Origin of the sequence: Corallococcus carmarthensis (genome assembly GCF_003611695.1) — a bacterium.
Taxonomy (GTDB): Bacteria; Myxococcota; Myxococcia; order Myxococcales; family Myxococcaceae; genus Corallococcus; species Corallococcus carmarthensis.
This window is the reverse complement of sequence record NZ_RAWE01000236.1, coordinates 1-15,228: the sequence shown is the minus strand read 5'-3', so window position 1 is coordinate 15,228 and position 15,228 is coordinate 1. Positions and strand designations below refer to the sequence as shown.

Sequence of the window (15,228 nt, the reverse complement as noted above, 5' to 3'; positions counted from 1 at the left end):
GACGGGGCGCTTCCGGGGCGGCCGGGGCGTCGTTGGCGAACACCTCCTTCAGCATGGCGATGGAGCCCAGCGCGGTGGTGGCCTCGTAGGGGACGAACATCTTGTTGTCGCCCTTGCCCAGTTCCTGGAGGGTCTCCAGGTAGCGCAGCGCGAGCACCTCCGGCGTGGCGCGGCCGGTGTGGATGGCCTCGAAGGTGAGGCGCGTGGCCTCGGCCTTGCCCTCGGCCTCCAGCATCACGGCGCGCTTGTGGCCTTCCGCGCGGGCGATCTCCGCGTCGCGCTCGGCTTCCGCGCGCAGGATGCGGGAGATCTTCTCGCCTTCCGCCTGGAGGATGGCGGCGGCCTTGTCGCCTTCCGCCTTGGTGACCTCCGCGCGGCGCTCGCGCTCGGCGGTCATCTGCTTGGCCATGGCGGCCTTGATGGCCTGGGGCGGTTCAATCTCGCGCAGCTCCACGCGGGTGACCTTCACGCCCCACTTCTCCGTGGCCTCGTCCAGCACCATGCGCAGCTTGGTGTTGACCGTCTCGCGGCTGGTCAGCGTCTGATCCAGCGTGAGGCCGCCCATGACGTTGCGCAGGTTCGTCATGGTGAGCTGCTCGATGGCGAGCGCCAGGTTCTCCACCTGGTAGAGCGCCCGGCCGGGGTCGACGATCTGGTAGTAGATGACCGAGCCGACCTCCATGTTGACGTTGTCATGGGTGATGACCTGGACGGTCTCGAAGCCCATGACCTGCTCGCGCAGGTCCACCAGCGTGTTGCGCGTGAAGCGGTTGCCGGCGCGCATCTCCATGGCGCGCGGGCTGTCCATGAAGGGGATGAGGATGTTGAGGCCGCTGGAGGCCACGCGGTGGAACTTCCCCAGCCGCTCCACGACCATCACCTTGGCCTGGGGAACGATGCGCACACCGGTGACGATCCCGAACACCACGGCGGCGGCCAGGAAGAGCAGTACAATGGTCAGTCCCATCCTTCGTTCTCCTTCTTCTTCTGACGCGCCGGTTGCAGCGCGACTTCGTGGGACGCCGACGGGCGCCGCACCCACAACTTGAGGCCTTCAATCTGCTCCACGGTGACGCGCTCGCCCTCGGGCAGGGGCCCGGACAGGGAGCGCGCCATCCACAGCTCGCCGTTGATGCGCACGGTGCCCCCGTGCCCCTCCGCCAGCGCCTCCGTCACCACGGCCTCCTGGCCCAGCATCGCTTCGACGCCGGTCTTCAAATGCACGGCGTCCCGCATGAAAACATTCTTGAAGAGGGTGCGGGACGCGCCGAAGAGGACCGCGGACACCAGGGTGAAGACGAAGAGCTGGCTGTTGATGCCCAGTCCCGCCCCGGCCATCAGGGACGCCATCAGCGCGCCCACGGCGAACCAGAGCGTCACGAAGCCGGAGAGCTTGATCTCCATCGTCCCCAGGACGATGGCGGCGATCAACCAGAGCTGCCAGGCGGTGGGGTCCATGGGGTCCTTGTTTGGCAGCCGCTTCGGCCCCCTGTCAAACCGGGCAGCCGGGCATCAGGAATCAATCCGGAAGGAGGGTGGGTTCCGGGCAAGGTCCTAAGGGGGCCCGAGCCAGGGGAAAAGCAGATGCCATACCTGTCCATCCGTGGTGCTCGACTGTACTACGAGGACACCGGGGGAAGTGGGGAGCCGGTGCTCTTCAGCCACGGGCTGCTCTGGGACTCCCGCCTGTTCCACAGGCAGGTGGAGGCCCTGAGGGGCCACTACCGCTGCATCGTGTACGACCACCGGGGCCAGGGACTGAGCGAGCCCCCGCCTGGCGACTCGGTCATCGACCTGCGGACCGTGTACGAGGACGCGGTCGCGGTCATCCAGGCGCTGGGCCTGGCGCCGTGCCACTTCGTGGGCCAGTCCATGGGAGGCTTCGTGGGCCTGCGGGTGGCCGCGCGGCACCCGGAGCTTCTGCGCTCGCTGGCGCTCCTGGATTCATCCGCCGCGGCGGAGCTGCCGCTGACGCTGGCGCGCTACCGGGTGCTGACGACGCTCACGCACTGGCTGGGCCTGAGGCCGGTGGTGGACCGGATCATGTCGCTCTACTTCGGGCGCACGTTCATGCGCGATCCGGAGCGGGCCGCGGAGCGCGCGTTGTTGCGCCGTCAGCTGGCGGCGAACCCGCGCGCGGTGTGGCGGGCGATGCAGGGAGTCATCCACCGCCGCAGCGTGGAGGGGGAGCTGCACCGCATCATGACGCCCACGCTGGTGCTGGTGGGGGACGAGGACGCGGTGACGTTGCCGGCGGTGGCGGAGCGGCTGCACCAGCGCATCCGGGGCGCGCGGCTCAAGCGGCTGCCCTGCGGCGGGCACATGTGCATCCTGGAGCAGCCCCAGGCGGTCAACGTCGCGCTGGGAGACTTCCTGGAGGAGGTGGAGCGCACCTCGCCCCAGGAAGAACAACGGATGGCGGCGAGTGGCTAACCCCGGGCCTCGGGCTCGCGGCAGACGGCCTCCGACGCATCCTCATCGGCCTGGGCGGGCGCGGGCTGCGCGGAGGCCTGCGGCTCGGACGGGGCGACCGGCGAGGCGCCGATGCAGACGCCGATGTCGCCGCAGGTGATGATGATGTCGGGAGACGAAGACAGCCCGGTGCATGGTCGCCCGGAATCCAATGACGGATCAAAGCCTGAAGCGGGCCACCTGAGGAGAGACAATTCCTTCCGCCGCCGCTTCCTGACCGCATCCAACGAAAATCAAACGTGGGCGGGGCAGGTCCATTCGCGCGGGCCCTGAAGTGGGCGTGTCCCAGGCCTCTGGGATATAGTGGGCACAATGGCATCACGGAAGTTCATCGCAGGCCTCATCCTGGGGATCCTGGCCCTCGTCGGAGCCATGGCGGCTTTGCGCCAGCCGCCTCAGTTGGACAAGCGAAAAGAGGCATTTCAGGGAGCGTCTTTTGCGGCCGCCTCGCCCCGCTCGCGAGGAACCCACAAAGGCTGGCTTGGCGTCGTTATCGCCGAGGAGTCATTGGATGTGGCGCCGCGCCTGGAGGGGCGTGTCGAAAGCGTGAGGGTGCAGGTGGGGAGCATGGTGCGCCATGGAGAAGTGCTGGTGACGCTGGATGCGCGCAGCCTGAAGGAAGACCTGGCCATGGCCGACGCCGTGTTGCTCTCCAACAAGGCGGAGCTGGACCTGGCCTCGCTCTCTGTGGGCCAGGCCCGCGAACGGCTGAAGCGCAGGGACGCTCCCGAACAGCTGAAGCTGGGAGCCATCTCCGAGGAGGAGCTCTCCGCCGCGCGCTATGAGCAGAGCATGGCCGAAGCGAAGCTGCTGGTGGCGCGGTCGAAAGTGCAGGAGCAGGAGGTGCGCGTAAGCCAGCTGCAGCAGCAGGTCGCGGAGGCCTCGCTGCGAGCTCCGTTCGATGGGGTGGTGGCCGGACGCTTCGTGCACCCCGGAGCGCTGGCGCGGGCAGGCCTGCCCGTCCTCCACCTGATGCGGCAGGGCAAGCCCCAGGTGCGCTTCGCCATTCCCGCCGAGGAGATGCGCTCCGTGAGCGTCGGGCAGGCGGTGTCGGTGGCGGGGCGGGATCTGAAGCTGACCGGCCAGGTGACGCAGCTGGCGCCCCAGGTGGATGTCAGCACTCTCATGGTCTTCGCGCTGGCCAACCTGGATGTGGCGGAGGGCCACGCGGTTCCCGCCGGTACCGAGGTTCGCGTGAGCGCGGCCTCCGACAAACCTTCACTGACCGTGGGGCCATAGGCACGTGGAAGGCAAGCCATCCATATTCCGCAAGGAGGCCGTGGACTACCACCAGATGCACCGCCAACAGGACGGCGATGTGCTGCGACTGGCGCCAGACTGGACGCGTTGGACCTTCTGGTGGCTGGCCCTCATCCTAGGGGTGGGACTGCTCATGTGCGTCGTGGGCACCGTGTCCGAGTACGCCGTCGGGCCCGCGCTGGTGAGGGTGGAGCAGCGCCGGGATGTGACGGCGCAAAGCGCCGGTGTGGTGGCCACGGTCGAGATCCAGCCCGGGCAGCGCGTCGCTGCGGGGCAGGTCCTGGTGACCCTCCAGTCCGAAGAGGAGGACGCCGAGCTGGCCCGCATCGAGCATCAGATGGAGCTGCTGCTGCTGCGCTACATGCGGGACCTGACGGATCAGGGAGCGCTCCAGGCGCTCACCGCGCTCAGGGCGGAGCGTGAGCAGGCCCAGGCCCGCCTCAAGGCCCGCTCCCTGGTGGCCCCCCTTGAGGGCTTCGTGGGGGATGTGCGCATCCACCCGGGCCAGTACCTGGCGGTGGGCACGCTGGTGGCCTCCATCGTTGAGAATGATGCTCCCGCCTACCTGCTGGCCATCCTTCCTGGCTACTACCGTCCCTTCCTCCGCCCGGGCATGCCCCTGCGCGTGGAGTTGGAGGGTTTCCAGTACGAGTACCGCGAGCTGGTCATCGAGTCCGTTGGCGAGCAGCTCATCGGTCCTGGGGAACTCAAGCGCTACCTGAGCCCGGACCTGGCGGATACGATGGAAGACCCCAAGGGCCCTGTCGTCCTGGTGCGTGCCCCCATTCCCTCACGCTCCTTCTCCATCCGGGGACGGCGGTTCGAATACTTCGAAGGCATGCCCGCAAGGGCCCAGGTGGCCGTCCGCTCCGAGGCGATCTTCGTGGCCATGATTCCAGGGCTCAAGGTGCTTTTCCCCAATGACGACTGATCCGAAGCCCGGCAAGCCCACCCTGGGCGGGGTGGTGGAGCGCTTCCCGGCGCTGCAGCGGCTCCAGCACCGGCGGCGGAAGATGCCGGAGGTGCGCCAGCTTGCCGCCACGGACTGCGGTGCTGCGTGCCTGGCCATGGTGTTGGGGTACCACGGCCGGCAGAGCACCCTGGACGAGGTGCGCCAAGTGACGGGCAGCAGCCGTGACGGCCTCTCTGCCCGCGTCCTGCTCGATGCGGGCCGCAAGTTGGGACTTCGCGGGCGCGCCATCTCCATCGACCTGAACCGGCTGCCCTTCCTGCAACCGGCCTCCGTGCTCCACTGGGACTTCAACCACTATGTCGTCTTCGAGCGCCTGGTCGGTGATCAGGTGCAGATCGTGGATCCAGCCCACGGACCGCAGCTTGTTTCCATGGAGGGCTTCAGCCGGCACTTCACCGGCGTGGCGCTCCTGTTCGAGCCCAGCGAGGACTTCCAGAAGTTGGCGGCTCCACGCGCCGGGAGCTTCCGCTACGTGCTGCCGCTGATGCGCCAGTCGGACACGCTGGGACGCATCGTCGTGGTTTCGGCGGCGTTGCAGCTGTTCGCGCTCGCCGTGCCCGTGCTCACGGGCATGGTGGTGGATCGCGTGGTGCCCCGTGGGGACTACCACCTGCTAGCGGTGCTGGCCCTATCGCTGGGCATGATCGTGCTCTTCCACTGGGTGTCCACGCTGCTGCGGGGGCATCTGCTGATGGAGATGCGCGCCCGCATTGACGCGAACATGACGCTGGGCTTCCTGGATCACTTGGTGGACCTGCCCTTCTCCTTCTTCCAGCTCCGCCCCTCGGGCGATCTGCTGACGCGTATGACCACGCAGAGCCAGGTGCGGGAGATCCTCTCTGGCGCGGCCATATCCACGCTCCTGGATGGCACCATGGTGGTGCTGCTGGTCGGTCTGCTGATGCTCTCCAGCCCCTTGATTGGAACGGTGGTGGTGGCGCTGGGCATCCTGCAGGTGATCTCCTTCCAGATCACCCGGGATCGCCGCCGCAGCCTGCTGTCACAGAACCTGGAGCTGGAGGCCCGGAACCAGAGCTACCAAGTCTCCATGCTCACGGGCATGCAGACGCTCAAGTCCTTCGGCGCGGAGAAGCGCGCGGTGGAGACCTATTCGCACCTGTTCGTCGACATCCAGAACGTGACCCTGGCCCGGGGCCGGGTGAACCTGGTGCTGGAAGCGCTGATGAGCGCCCTGAAGCTGGCCTCTCCGCTGCTATTGCTCAGCCTGGGCGCCTATCAGGTCCTTAAGGGGAGCCTGACGCTGGGTGAGATGTTGAGCGTCAATGCCCTAGCGGCCGCCACGCTGATGCCCGTGTCCAACCTCATCACCGCGTCGGGCCAGTTCCAGCTGCTCAGCAGCTACTTGGAGCGCATCAACGAAGTGCTGGACGCGCCGCTTGAGCAGTCCCGGGACAAGTTGCTGCCTACACCTGAAATCAAGGGGGCCATCGAGCTGGACAAGGTCACCTTCCAGTACGCGGCGACCCTACCACCGGTCATCCAGGACGTGTCCTTGCGCATCGTGCCTGGCCAGATGGTTGCCATTGTCGGCCGTTCCGGCGCGGGCAAGTCCACCCTGGCCAGTCTGCTGCTGGGGCTCTACCTGCCCACCTCCGGACGGGTGCTGTATGACGACATGGACCTGAGCCACCTCGACCTGCGCTGCGTGCGTTCGCAGCTGGGCGTGGTTCTGCAGGATGCCAGCTTCTTCACCTCTTCCCTGCGTGACAACATCACCCTGGGCAATCCGGACCTGCCCATGTCTCGCGTTGAAGCCGCCGCCAAGCTGGCCCACATCCACGACGACATCATCGCCATGCCCATGAAGTACGAAACGATGATGGTGGACCGGGGCCTGTCCCTGTCCGGCGGCCAGCGTCAACGGCTGGCCCTGGCGCGCGCCCTGGTGCACCTCCCCAAGGTGCTGCTGCTCGACGAGGCCACCAGTGCGCTGGACGCCATCACCGAAGGCCAAGTGCAGAAGGCGCTGGCGGGCATCCGCTGCACGCGCATCGTCATCGCCCACCGGTTGAGCACCATCCGCAACGCGGACCTTGTTGTCGTGATGGACGCTGGGCGTATGGTGGAGCAGGGCCGCCACGAGGAATTGCTCCAACGTGGCGGGGTCTACGCCCAGCTCATCGCCGCGCAGGTGGAACAACAGGAGCCTCTCTCGCAAGCCGGTTGAGCGGAGCCTGGCCGCCGTGGCTCAGGCCGTCGTCGCGGCCCCCCTCCCCGGAAGCAGCTCGTCGAGCATCAGGAAGCGAGGTTGCTCCGGACGCAGCAGCCGGTGCAGGAACAGGCCAATCCCCGCCGAGCCCGCGCCCAGGTCACAGCTGATCCGGAAGAGTTCGTCGGCCGCGAAGGCAATGCCCTCTTCCTTGTCAATCCGATGCGGCAGGATCGCCTCCGCCATGTAGAAGGCGCGGTTGAGGTACTGCCGGTCTCCCAACAGGCGGTACATGTCCAGTTGGTACTCTCCAAACCCGGACAACCCATAGCTGAGCCACAGCTTGTTCGTGTGCCGACTGCCCACGGTGGCCGCGCACCACTCGGCGAGCTTCCGAAGCCGGGGCTCACCCGTGGCCACGTATGCCCTGAGGAGCGCGGTGCCCACACCGGCCGTGCCATGCCGCATGCTGGGAGATTTTGGCTCACCGGCCCTCGCGCCCACCCGGGGGTACCACAACAGCTTGCCAAACAGGGACTGGGCCTCGGAGAGCTCGAAGTCGAGAGCCTTGATCGCCGTCTCCAGGAAGCCCTCCCCGGGCCGGGCCATGGCTAGGTAGGTGAGAAAGAGCGCCACCCCTGACTGGCCGTGTCCCAGGCCCAGGCGTGTCTCGCCTTTGTAGTCCCAGGAGGCGCCCTTGTCGGACTCCTTCTTCGTCCGCAGCAGGTACTCACCCGCCTCGCAGGCCCGCATCAGGTACTGGCTTTCACCGGTGCGGTGCCAGAAGTGGAGGTTGGCCAGCCCCCAGCCCGCGTCTCCCCAGAAGAGGTCATGCGCCTGATGGTTCAGCGGTGACCGCGCTGCTGTCTCCATTGCGTTGCGCGCCGCCTGGTGTTCTCCAATCTCATGCAGGACGAGCGCGACGCCCGACAAGCCGCTCATCAGCCCGGGTGGACAGTCATACCCATCCAGGTGCTTCAACAGCCAGTCGACCGTCTCCCTGGGAAGGCCGCCATTCTGGCGGTGGAGGAAGTAGGCCGTGCCGGCGGCGCCGTAGTCCAGGTTGAGCGGGTTGCGGCTGAAGACCTCCGGCTGCGTGGGCCACAGCCGGTCGTCCCGCGAGGGGTCCGCCTTGGCGAGGATGAAGCGGCTGATTCCCGACAGGGTCTGCTCAATGGCACCCAGCAGGGCGCTGGGTGGCGGCGGCAGGTCCGTGATCTTCTCTCCCCAAACGTCCAGGAGCTTCTCGTGCTGCGGCACGGGGATGGCATTGAAGGCGGAGATGACACGATCCAAGTCCCAACGGCGGGCAGGATCCACCTCCAGCAGGCCGAGCACGATATCGTACACCTCCATGGGCAGGCCATAGTCGTCGAACCGCTGGCGGAACGAGCGGAGGATTCCCTCGCGGTTGAGGTCCAGGCCCGGCGCGGTGAAGGTGATCTGATCCAGGATGATGGCGCCCAACGAATAGAAATCATCTGCGGGGGTGGGGCGGTCGCCGCGGCGCTGCTGGGGCGAGCTGTGTCCGTCGGTCCAACTGAGGGTGTGCGGCTCCTCGCGGTCCAGCTCGAAGGCGAACTCGAGATCGATGAACTTCACCTGGTCATCCCGGGTGACCATGATGTTCTTGCGGGTGAGATCCCTCACGACGACGTTGTTCGCGTGAAGCGCTTTCAATCCGTGCGTGATCTTCAGCACCGTCTCGCGCAGGTGCGTGAAGAAGAGAGACACGCTCTGGTCTGCGGCTGCAACGCCGTACCCCATGGCGTGCCCCCACAGGGAGTCCGCATCCAGCTTCTCCTGGACGAGGAACCGGTGCTCCCACTGCTGGAAGAAGTCGATGAAGCGGGGTGTGTAGCCGGTGTGCTCCAGCCGCTTGAGGATCCGGGCCTCCTTCTCGAGCAACTGGATGTCGTAATCCTGTGCGGGGTCCGGGTGCCGGATGTGGCGGGCCTCCCGGATGATCACCGGCTGCCCCGTCTGCACATCCATCGCCTCGTAGATGCCTCCGGGGGCATTGAACTTGAGGGCCTCCCCGATACGGTATCGGTCCTTCAGCAACTTGCCCCCGCTCTTCGGGGCCGGGGCGCGCGGGGCTGCGGGCGGTTCGGTGGCGGCGGGCTTGGAGGAGGGGAAGGGGCTCTTGACCCAGGGCGGAACCCTGAAGACAGGCACGCGCGGATCCTCGACCCAGCTTCCATCCGGAGCCTCGATCATCGGCCGGCGGATTCCCTCGCCGTCTGTCTGCTCCATGGGCAGGTGTCCGCCGTAGCGGTAATAGATCACCTTGCTGTCCTTGTAGGGACGATCCGTCAGCAGGTAAGGCCCCCAGAGATCGCCCAACGCCTCGTGGAGTTGGGCGCACTGCATCCTGAAGTCCTCGTCACTGCGCGGGTAGACGGTGACGAACTTTCCTGCGCCGGTCCTTGGGGCGTTCTTGTTGAGCGACATCCTCAGGATGTACGGGTCGGAACAGAACTTGAACGCGACCTGGGACGCCACGAGCACCGGCAGCGCGCACTCCAGCACCTGCTCCGCGGTGTGTTCCGACGCGGAGAGGTGGATCTTCCAGCCCTGCTTGCGGCGTTGAGTGTCCTTGGGCTGGAATCGCGTCCAATAGCCCCCGCGCTTCATCTCCCACGAGAAGCCCACATGGCGCTGGGCAATCTCGATGTATTGAGTGCTCGGCTCGTAGCGATCCAGGCTCTCAAAGTACTCACGGTTGAGGAGGGCATAGAAGAAGGACGCGTGTTGTGCCATGGGGCGCTCGCCGCGAGATGGGGTTGGGAGGACCGGCGCCACCATTATGGCAGGGCGTATGAACCCACGCTATCGCTGCACCGGGGGACACCGGTCTTGCCAGAAAAACGAAAGGCCAGACTGGCATGTCATTGCCAGCCTGGCCTCGGTGTGATCCGAGTCACGCTGCAGGAAGAAGCGTGACACGAATGGAGGGCGCCATGCGTCAGTTGCTGGTGTACGAGGAGCAGCTGTTCCAGGACAGACAACCGTCATCGCCCTTCACAACCTCAAGCTGCTGCATGTCGAGCACGTCGGCCGCACCGCCCACAACCTCGTCCAGCTCCGCCTCGTTGATTTGCACTTCGTCCAGATTGGTCGGCTTCTTGATTTCCATGAGCAACTCCTGGGGACGACGAGGTTGGTCCTTCTTCCGACGGCGGGGCCGCCATCGTAAAAGCCTATCTACACAAGTTTTCCAGGACAAGCAAGTGAGTGGTTTCTTGCCTGTCAAAGCCTTGAGGCTGGCAAAACGAATGAGTGCGGATCCGTGCCATACTATGTTCCCGGTGTGAGCCATTTGGGCTCAGCTGTCAGGGAGGACCCCGCATATGAGTTCACCCACGATTCGCCTTTTGGGCGGATGGCGCGAGTTGCTCACCGAGCACAGGGCAAGCTGTGGCCGGAGTCATCCCGTGATGGGCATGCAAGACGCTGAGCTGGAGCAGGTGCGGCGATTGCTCGCCCAGGTTTCGTACCGGGACTGGACGCTCGTGGTGAACGTCAATCGCTACAACGTGGCGAACATGCAAGTGTGTACGATGGTTCCGGATACGGAGACTGGGAACCCGATAGAGAACCGGGGCAGACCGCTCCCTCTCTGCCCGCAGATGAGCGACGGGTTCATTCTTGACCTCGTGTTCGAGCTCATCAAGGAGTTCGAGCTTCACGAGGCGGCCGAGCGCTTCAGCGTGGCGGGCAAACGCCTGTTCCACCCTCATCAACCCGACGGCGTGCCGCTCTTCGAGGTACCCGCCATGCGTCGCGCACCGTCCAGTCTGTCCCCCTCGGCCCCTGTTAAGGAAGACGACGCGGGTTCAGCGGGTACGGAGCAGCGAGGAGCCTCCTAAATGAGTTCACCCATGACTCGCCTCGTTTCTGGATGGCGCGGGGCGATGGCTGAGCACATCACCAGCTGCAAACGCAGTCATCCAATGGTGGGCATGACTCCGGAGGAGTTGGAGCGGATCCAGCAACTGGTCGCCGGGGTTTCGTACCGGGACTGGAAGGTGATCAGCTTCATTGATCCCAAGGGAGTGGCGCGGATGCAGATCTCCGCGATCCTCCCAGACAGCACGACGGGAAAACCCTTCGAGAACTACAGCATCGCGCTGCCCCTCTGCTCGGAGATGAGCGATGGGCTCATCCTCGACCTCGTGTTCGAACTCATCAAGGAGTACGAGATCCATGAGGCCGCCGAGCGCTTCAGCGTGGCCGGCAAGCGCCTGTACTTCCCCCACAGGCCAGACGGCATGCCGCTCTTCGAGGTGCCCTCCATGCGCGGCGCACTGCCCACCCCCGTGTCAGCTGAAGGCGAAGGGGCAGGGGAGGGTGAGGCCCGAGCCCATGTTCCAATGGCAGGCCGCAAGTCCGGGTGACGCCGCATGGAGGCGGAGGGAATCGAACCCTCGTCCGAAATATCCTTCGGCGAGAAGTTCGCCGCGCCCCGTCAGGACACCCGGCAGACCTGACCGGGGGGCAGCGGGAGTGGTCGTCAGCCTTGGCGCCGCGGGAACGAGAAGCGCTGCCCACGAGTCATGACGATGAGGATGCACTGCCATGACGAGAAGTGGGCGTAGCACCCCTCTCCGTAACTGACCGGCATTGCTGCTGGTTCTACAGCTGTAGAACCAGCCCTGGGCCTGCTCGACGGGCGCGCGGCAGACGAGGTCTGTGTCATCGGCCTGGGCCGACGCGGGCTGCTGCGCGGACGCCTGCGGCTCGGAGGGCGGCTCGCCCGGAAGCGCGGCCGCGCAGGGGCCGTATTCGCCGCAGGTGGTGACCATGCTGCCGTCGGTGCAGAGCAGGCTACAGGACCGGGTGGGCTTACACTGCACGGCACAGTCGGGCGGCAGGGCGCTCGCGGACAGCGGCAGCAGGAACAGGCTTGCGGCGGCGAGCAGGGTCTTCGAAAGCGGTGTCATGGCGTGGCTGCGGCTGGGGTAAGGCCTCCACCTTGCGAGAAGTTGCCCATCCTCAATCGCAAATCAGACCCTGAAGGATGTGGTATTTACATGAGAGATATTCACGCCACGTGGTCCCCTTTCCTGGCGGCAAATGATGGTGGCAGGGGCTGGGTTTAATTTTCCATTGTTTATGGCTAACCTTGCATGTCTGTCCTGACCGGAGAGTCCAGTCATGGAGGGATGCATGCGGATGCGTGTCATGGGAACGCTACTGGTGCTGGGGGCCTTGAGCGGATGTGGTGGCGTGGAGCCGAAGGAAGAGGCGGAAGCCGCCCAGGAGTCCGGGACGCGAGAGCAGCTGGAATGGGACCTTGCAGTGGTACGCGCCCCACTGGAGCGACGACACGCGCACGATGCAGGTGGGCTTCGAAAGCTGCCTCTGCCCCCAGCCCGGCCAGGAGACATACACCTACGGGGGTGAACTGACCGGCATCCGCAACTTCTGGAATGTCACCAAGTGCCCCCGGCGGGAGCCGTACTGAGCCCGGGTTCCGGCTGGGAACAACCCATGAAGTCGGCCTCTCGCGGAACGGAGATCCAATCTAGCGCCTGAACGCCCGCTCAGTATCCTGATCCGGCGTGAGCTACGCCGAGCTGGTGTGCCGGTCCCACTTCTCCTTCCTGCACGGCGCCTCCCATCCGGAGGAGCTGGTGGCCACCGCGGCGCGGTTGGGGCTGTCCGCGCTGGCGCTGACGGACCGGGACGGGCTCTACGGCGTGGTGAAGGCACACCTCGCGGCGAAGGAGCACGGGGTCAAGCTGCTCCTGGGCGCGGAGCTGACGCTGGAGGACGGACCTCCGCTGGTGGTGTACGCGCGGGACGCGGGCGGGTACGCGAACCTGTGCCGGCTGGTGTCCCACGGCCGGATGACGCACCCCAAGGGCGAGGCGGGCCTGCCCTGGCGCAAGGTGGCGGAGCACGCGTCGGGGCTGCTCGCGCTGCTGCCGGGTCCCGCGTCGTTGGAGGCGGTGGCGCCGCTGGCGGAGGCGTTTCCCGGCAGCTTCCACGTGGGCCTGAGCCGTTCGCTGTCGGCGGGGGACGCGGCCCGGGAGGCGCGAGCGGAGGCGCTGGCCCGCGCGCTGGGCGTGCCGCTGGTGGTGCACAACGACGTGCACACGCACCACCGTGACCGGCAGGTGCTCCAGGACGTGCTCGCGTCCATCCGCCACGGGGTGACGGTGGATCAGGCGGGCACGCGGCTGTTCCCGAACGCGGAGCGGACGCTGAAGTCGCCTGGGGACATGGCGCGGCTGTTCGCGGACCGGCCGGACGCGCTGGCGCGCACGGTGGAGCTGGCGTCGCGCTGCGAGGCGTCCCTGGACGCGCTGCACTACCGCTTCCCGGAGGAGGACCTGCCCGAGGGGCGCACGGCGGATCAGCACCTGCGGGTGCTCACGGACGCGGGCCTGCGCACGCGCTATCCGGAGGGTGTGCCGCTGGCGGTGACGAAGCAGATCGACCACGAGCTGCGGCTCATCGCGGCGTTGGACTTCGCGGGGTACTTCCTGTCGCTGTGGGACATCGTGATGTTCGCGCGGGGGCGGGGCATCCTGTGCCAGGGGCGGGGCAGCGCGGCGAACTCGGCGGTCTGCTACGCGCTGGGCATCACCGCCATTGATCCGGTGCGGATGGGGCTGTTGTTCGAACGCTTCCTCAGCATGGAGCGCAAGGAGCCGCCGGACATCGACGTGGACTTCGAGCACGAGCGGCGCGAGGAGGTGCTCCAGTACGTCTACGAGAAGCACGGCCGCCGCCACGCGGGCATGGTGTGCGAAATCATCTGCTACCGGGGGCGGCTCGCGCTGCGTGAGGCGGGCAAGTCGCTGGGGCTGTCGTTGGATCAGGTGGACCGGCTGTCGCGGGTCGCGTCGTCGCACGGTTTCCAGGTGACGCCGGACGTGCTCCAGGAGGCGGGGCTGTCACCCACGGACGGGCGGGTGCAGCGGACGCTGTCGGTGGCGAAGGAGCTGGAGGGCGTGCCCCGGCACCTGTCCATCCACGTGGGCGGCTTCGTGATGACGCGCGAGCCGCTGGTGGACCTGGTGCCGGTGGAGAACGCGGCGATGCCGGGGCGCACGGTCATCCAGTGGGAGAAGGACGACATCAACGCGGTGGGCCTGCTGAAGGTGGACCTGCTGGCGTTGGGCATGTTGACGGCGCTGTCGCGCTGCTTCGCGTTGATCCACAAGCATTACGGCCGCGAGCTGTCCCTGGCCACGGTGCCGCCGGAGGATCCGAAGGTCTACGACATGCTGTGCGAGGCGGACACGGTGGGCGTGTTCCAGATTGAGAGCCGCGCGCAGATGAACATGCTGCCCCGGCTGCGGCCCCGGGAGTTCTACGACCTGGTGGTGCAGATCGCCCTCATCCGGCCGGGGCCCATCGTGGGCAACATGGTGCACCCCTACCTGCGCCGGCGGCACGGCCAGGAGGCGGTGACGTACCCGAGCGAGGCGGTGCGCGGCATCCTCCAGAAGACGTTGGGCGTGCCGCTCTTCCAGGAGCAGGCGATGCGGCTCGCGATGGTGGCGGCGGGCTTCTCCGCGGGAGAGGCGGACGGCTTGCGGCGGGCGCTGAGCCACAAGCAGGCGGAGGCGCGGATCCTCCCGTACCGGGGCCGTTTCGTGGAGGGCTGCGAGGCGAAGGGCTATACGCGCAAGCAGGCGGAGGAGTGGTTCGATCACTTCCGGGGGTTCGCGCACTACGGCTTCCCGGAGAGCCACTCCGCGAGCTTCGCGTTGATCGCCTATGCGTCCAGCTGGCTGAAGTGCCACTACCCGGCGGCCTTCACCGCGGCCTTGCTCAACTCACAGCCCATGGGCTTCTACGCGCCGCACACGCTGGTGGCGGACGTACAGCGGCACGGCGTGGAGGTGCGGCCGGTGGACGTGCGCCGTTCGAACTGGGACTGCACCCTGGAGGACGGAGCGGTGCGGCTGGGCTTGAGGATGGTGCGGGGGCTGGGCGAGTCCTCGGGCCGGGCGGTGGAGACCGCGAGGCGGGGGGACTACGCGAGCGTGGGAGAGCTGGCGCGGCGGGCGCGCATTCCCCGGCATGACCTGACGCGGCTGGCGTTGTCGGGGGCGCTGGCGTCGCTGTGTGGGGCGCGGAGGCAGGCGCTGTGGGAGATCCAGGCGCTGGGGCCGCTGGACGCGGACGACCTGTTCTTCGGGATGCCCATGGATGGCACCGCGGTGGAGTTGCCGCCCATGGACGTCCAGGAGCGGGTGGTGGCGGACTACGACACGGTGGGGCTGTCGTTGGAGAAGCACCCGCTGGAGCTGCTCCGGCCCACGTTGAAGCGGATGGGGGCGGTGACGGCGGAGGGCTTGAAGCGGGTGTCGGCGGGGCGGCGGGTGAAGGT

Annotated in this window: 13 protein-coding genes; 8 read left to right on the top strand and 5 right to left on the bottom strand. The window is 66.9% G+C overall.

What is annotated here, in order from left to right; all coding sequences use genetic code 11:
• The coding region (locus tag D7X32_RS37595) for an SPFH domain-containing protein (RefSeq protein ID WP_147450425.1) at nt 1–967 on the bottom strand (967 nt) is incomplete at its 3' end.
• Nucleotides 958–1,458 carry an NfeD family protein gene (locus D7X32_RS37590; protein ID WP_120607345.1) on the bottom strand — a complete coding sequence of 167 codons (501 nt, stop codon included), beginning with the start codon at nt 1,456–1,458 and terminating at the stop codon, nt 958–960. The genes D7X32_RS37590 and D7X32_RS37595, both read right to left, overlap by 10 nt.
• A gap of 126 nt (nt 1,459–1,584) precedes the next feature.
• Between D7X32_RS37590 and D7X32_RS37585 the strand changes: the two genes are divergently transcribed.
• Nucleotides 1,585–2,433, top strand: a complete 849-nt coding sequence (locus tag D7X32_RS37585; RefSeq protein WP_120607344.1) for an alpha/beta fold hydrolase — start codon at nt 1,585–1,587, stop codon at nt 2,431–2,433.
• On the opposite strand, the gene D7X32_RS45735 is transcribed toward D7X32_RS37585, so the two are convergent.
• On the bottom strand, nt 2,430–2,624 hold the full coding sequence (locus D7X32_RS45735) for a hypothetical protein (RefSeq protein ID WP_158625833.1): 195 nt from the start codon (nt 2,622–2,624) through the stop codon (nt 2,430–2,432). The genes D7X32_RS37585 and D7X32_RS45735 overlap by 4 nt on opposite strands.
• A 160-nt stretch (nt 2,625–2,784) precedes the next feature.
• Here D7X32_RS45735 and D7X32_RS37575 point away from each other — a divergent pair, with 160 nt between their 5' ends.
• The 3 genes from D7X32_RS37575 to D7X32_RS37565 are packed head-to-tail and all read left to right on the top strand — an operon-like array spanning nt 2,785 to nt 6,893.
• The gene (locus D7X32_RS37575; RefSeq protein WP_120607343.1) at nt 2,785–3,711 is read left to right on the top strand and encodes an efflux RND transporter periplasmic adaptor subunit; all 927 of its coding nucleotides are present in this window, start codon (nt 2,785–2,787) and stop codon (nt 3,709–3,711) included.
• A 40-nt stretch (nt 3,712–3,751) separates the two neighbouring features.
• Nucleotides 3,752–4,663: an efflux RND transporter periplasmic adaptor subunit gene (locus tag D7X32_RS47680; RefSeq protein WP_279635650.1), complete on the top strand. Its 912-nt coding sequence runs from the start codon at nt 3,752–3,754 to the stop codon at nt 4,661–4,663.
• Nucleotides 4,653–6,893 carry a peptidase domain-containing ABC transporter gene (locus tag D7X32_RS37565; protein ID WP_120607342.1) on the top strand — a complete coding sequence of 747 codons (2,241 nt, stop codon included), beginning with the start codon at nt 4,653–4,655 and terminating at the stop codon, nt 6,891–6,893. The genes D7X32_RS47680 and D7X32_RS37565 overlap by 11 nt, the downstream gene beginning before the upstream one ends.
• 21 nt (nt 6,894–6,914) lie before the next feature.
• Here the strand turns inward: D7X32_RS37565 and lanKC are convergent, their stop codons facing one another.
• Nucleotides 6,915–9,638, bottom strand: a complete 2,724-nt coding sequence (gene lanKC / locus D7X32_RS37560; RefSeq protein ID WP_158625831.1) for a class III lanthionine synthetase LanKC — start codon at nt 9,636–9,638, stop codon at nt 6,915–6,917.
• A 205-nt stretch (nt 9,639–9,843) separates the two neighbouring features.
• Nucleotides 9,844–10,014 (bottom strand): hypothetical protein, encoded by a 171-nt coding sequence (locus tag D7X32_RS45730; protein ID WP_158625830.1) that lies wholly within the window; start codon nt 10,012–10,014, stop codon nt 9,844–9,846.
• 298 nt (nt 10,015–10,312) lie between these two features.
• On the opposite strand from D7X32_RS45730, the gene D7X32_RS37555 reads away from it, so the two are divergent.
• From D7X32_RS37555 to D7X32_RS37540, 4 genes are all read left to right on the top strand, one after another.
• On the top strand, nt 10,313–10,747 hold the full coding sequence (locus tag D7X32_RS37555; protein ID WP_147450424.1) for a hypothetical protein: 435 nt from the start codon (nt 10,313–10,315) through the stop codon (nt 10,745–10,747).
• Between the two features lie 45 nt (nt 10,748–10,792).
• Nucleotides 10,793–11,275 (top strand): hypothetical protein, encoded by a 483-nt coding sequence (locus D7X32_RS37550; protein WP_147450423.1) that lies wholly within the window; start codon nt 10,793–10,795, stop codon nt 11,273–11,275.
• An 899-nt stretch (nt 11,276–12,174) separates the two neighbouring features.
• Nucleotides 12,175–12,345, top strand: coding sequence for a hypothetical protein (locus tag D7X32_RS45725; RefSeq protein WP_158625829.1), 171 nt, complete (start codon nt 12,175–12,177; stop codon nt 12,343–12,345).
• Between the two features lie 97 nt (nt 12,346–12,442).
• On the top strand, nt 12,443–15,228 hold a 2,786-nt coding region (locus tag D7X32_RS37540), incomplete at its 3' end, for an error-prone DNA polymerase (RefSeq protein ID WP_120607337.1).

What these genes read in the sequence shown, in the direction of transcription:
- D7X32_RS37590 (WP_120607345.1), bottom strand. Translation starts at nt 1,458, where the DNA reads ATGGACCCCACCGCCTGGCAGCTCTGGTTGATCGCCGCCATCGTCCTG.
- D7X32_RS37585 (WP_120607344.1), top strand. Translation starts at nt 1,585, where the DNA reads ATGCCATACCTGTCCATCCGTGGTGCTCGACTGTACTACGAGGACACC.
- D7X32_RS37565 (WP_120607342.1), top strand. Translation starts at nt 4,653, where the DNA reads ATGACGACTGATCCGAAGCCCGGCAAGCCCACCCTGGGCGGGGTGGTG.
- D7X32_RS37550 (WP_147450423.1), top strand. Translation starts at nt 10,793, where the DNA reads ATGGCTGAGCACATCACCAGCTGCAAACGCAGTCATCCAATGGTGGGC.
- lanKC (WP_158625831.1), bottom strand. Translation starts at nt 9,638, where the DNA reads ATGGCACAACACGCGTCCTTCTTCTATGCCCTCCTCAACCGTGAGTAC.
- D7X32_RS45730 (WP_158625830.1), bottom strand. Translation starts at nt 10,014, where the DNA reads ATGGAAATCAAGAAGCCGACCAATCTGGACGAAGTGCAAATCAACGAG.
- D7X32_RS37575 (WP_120607343.1), top strand. Translation starts at nt 2,785, where the DNA reads ATGGCATCACGGAAGTTCATCGCAGGCCTCATCCTGGGGATCCTGGCC.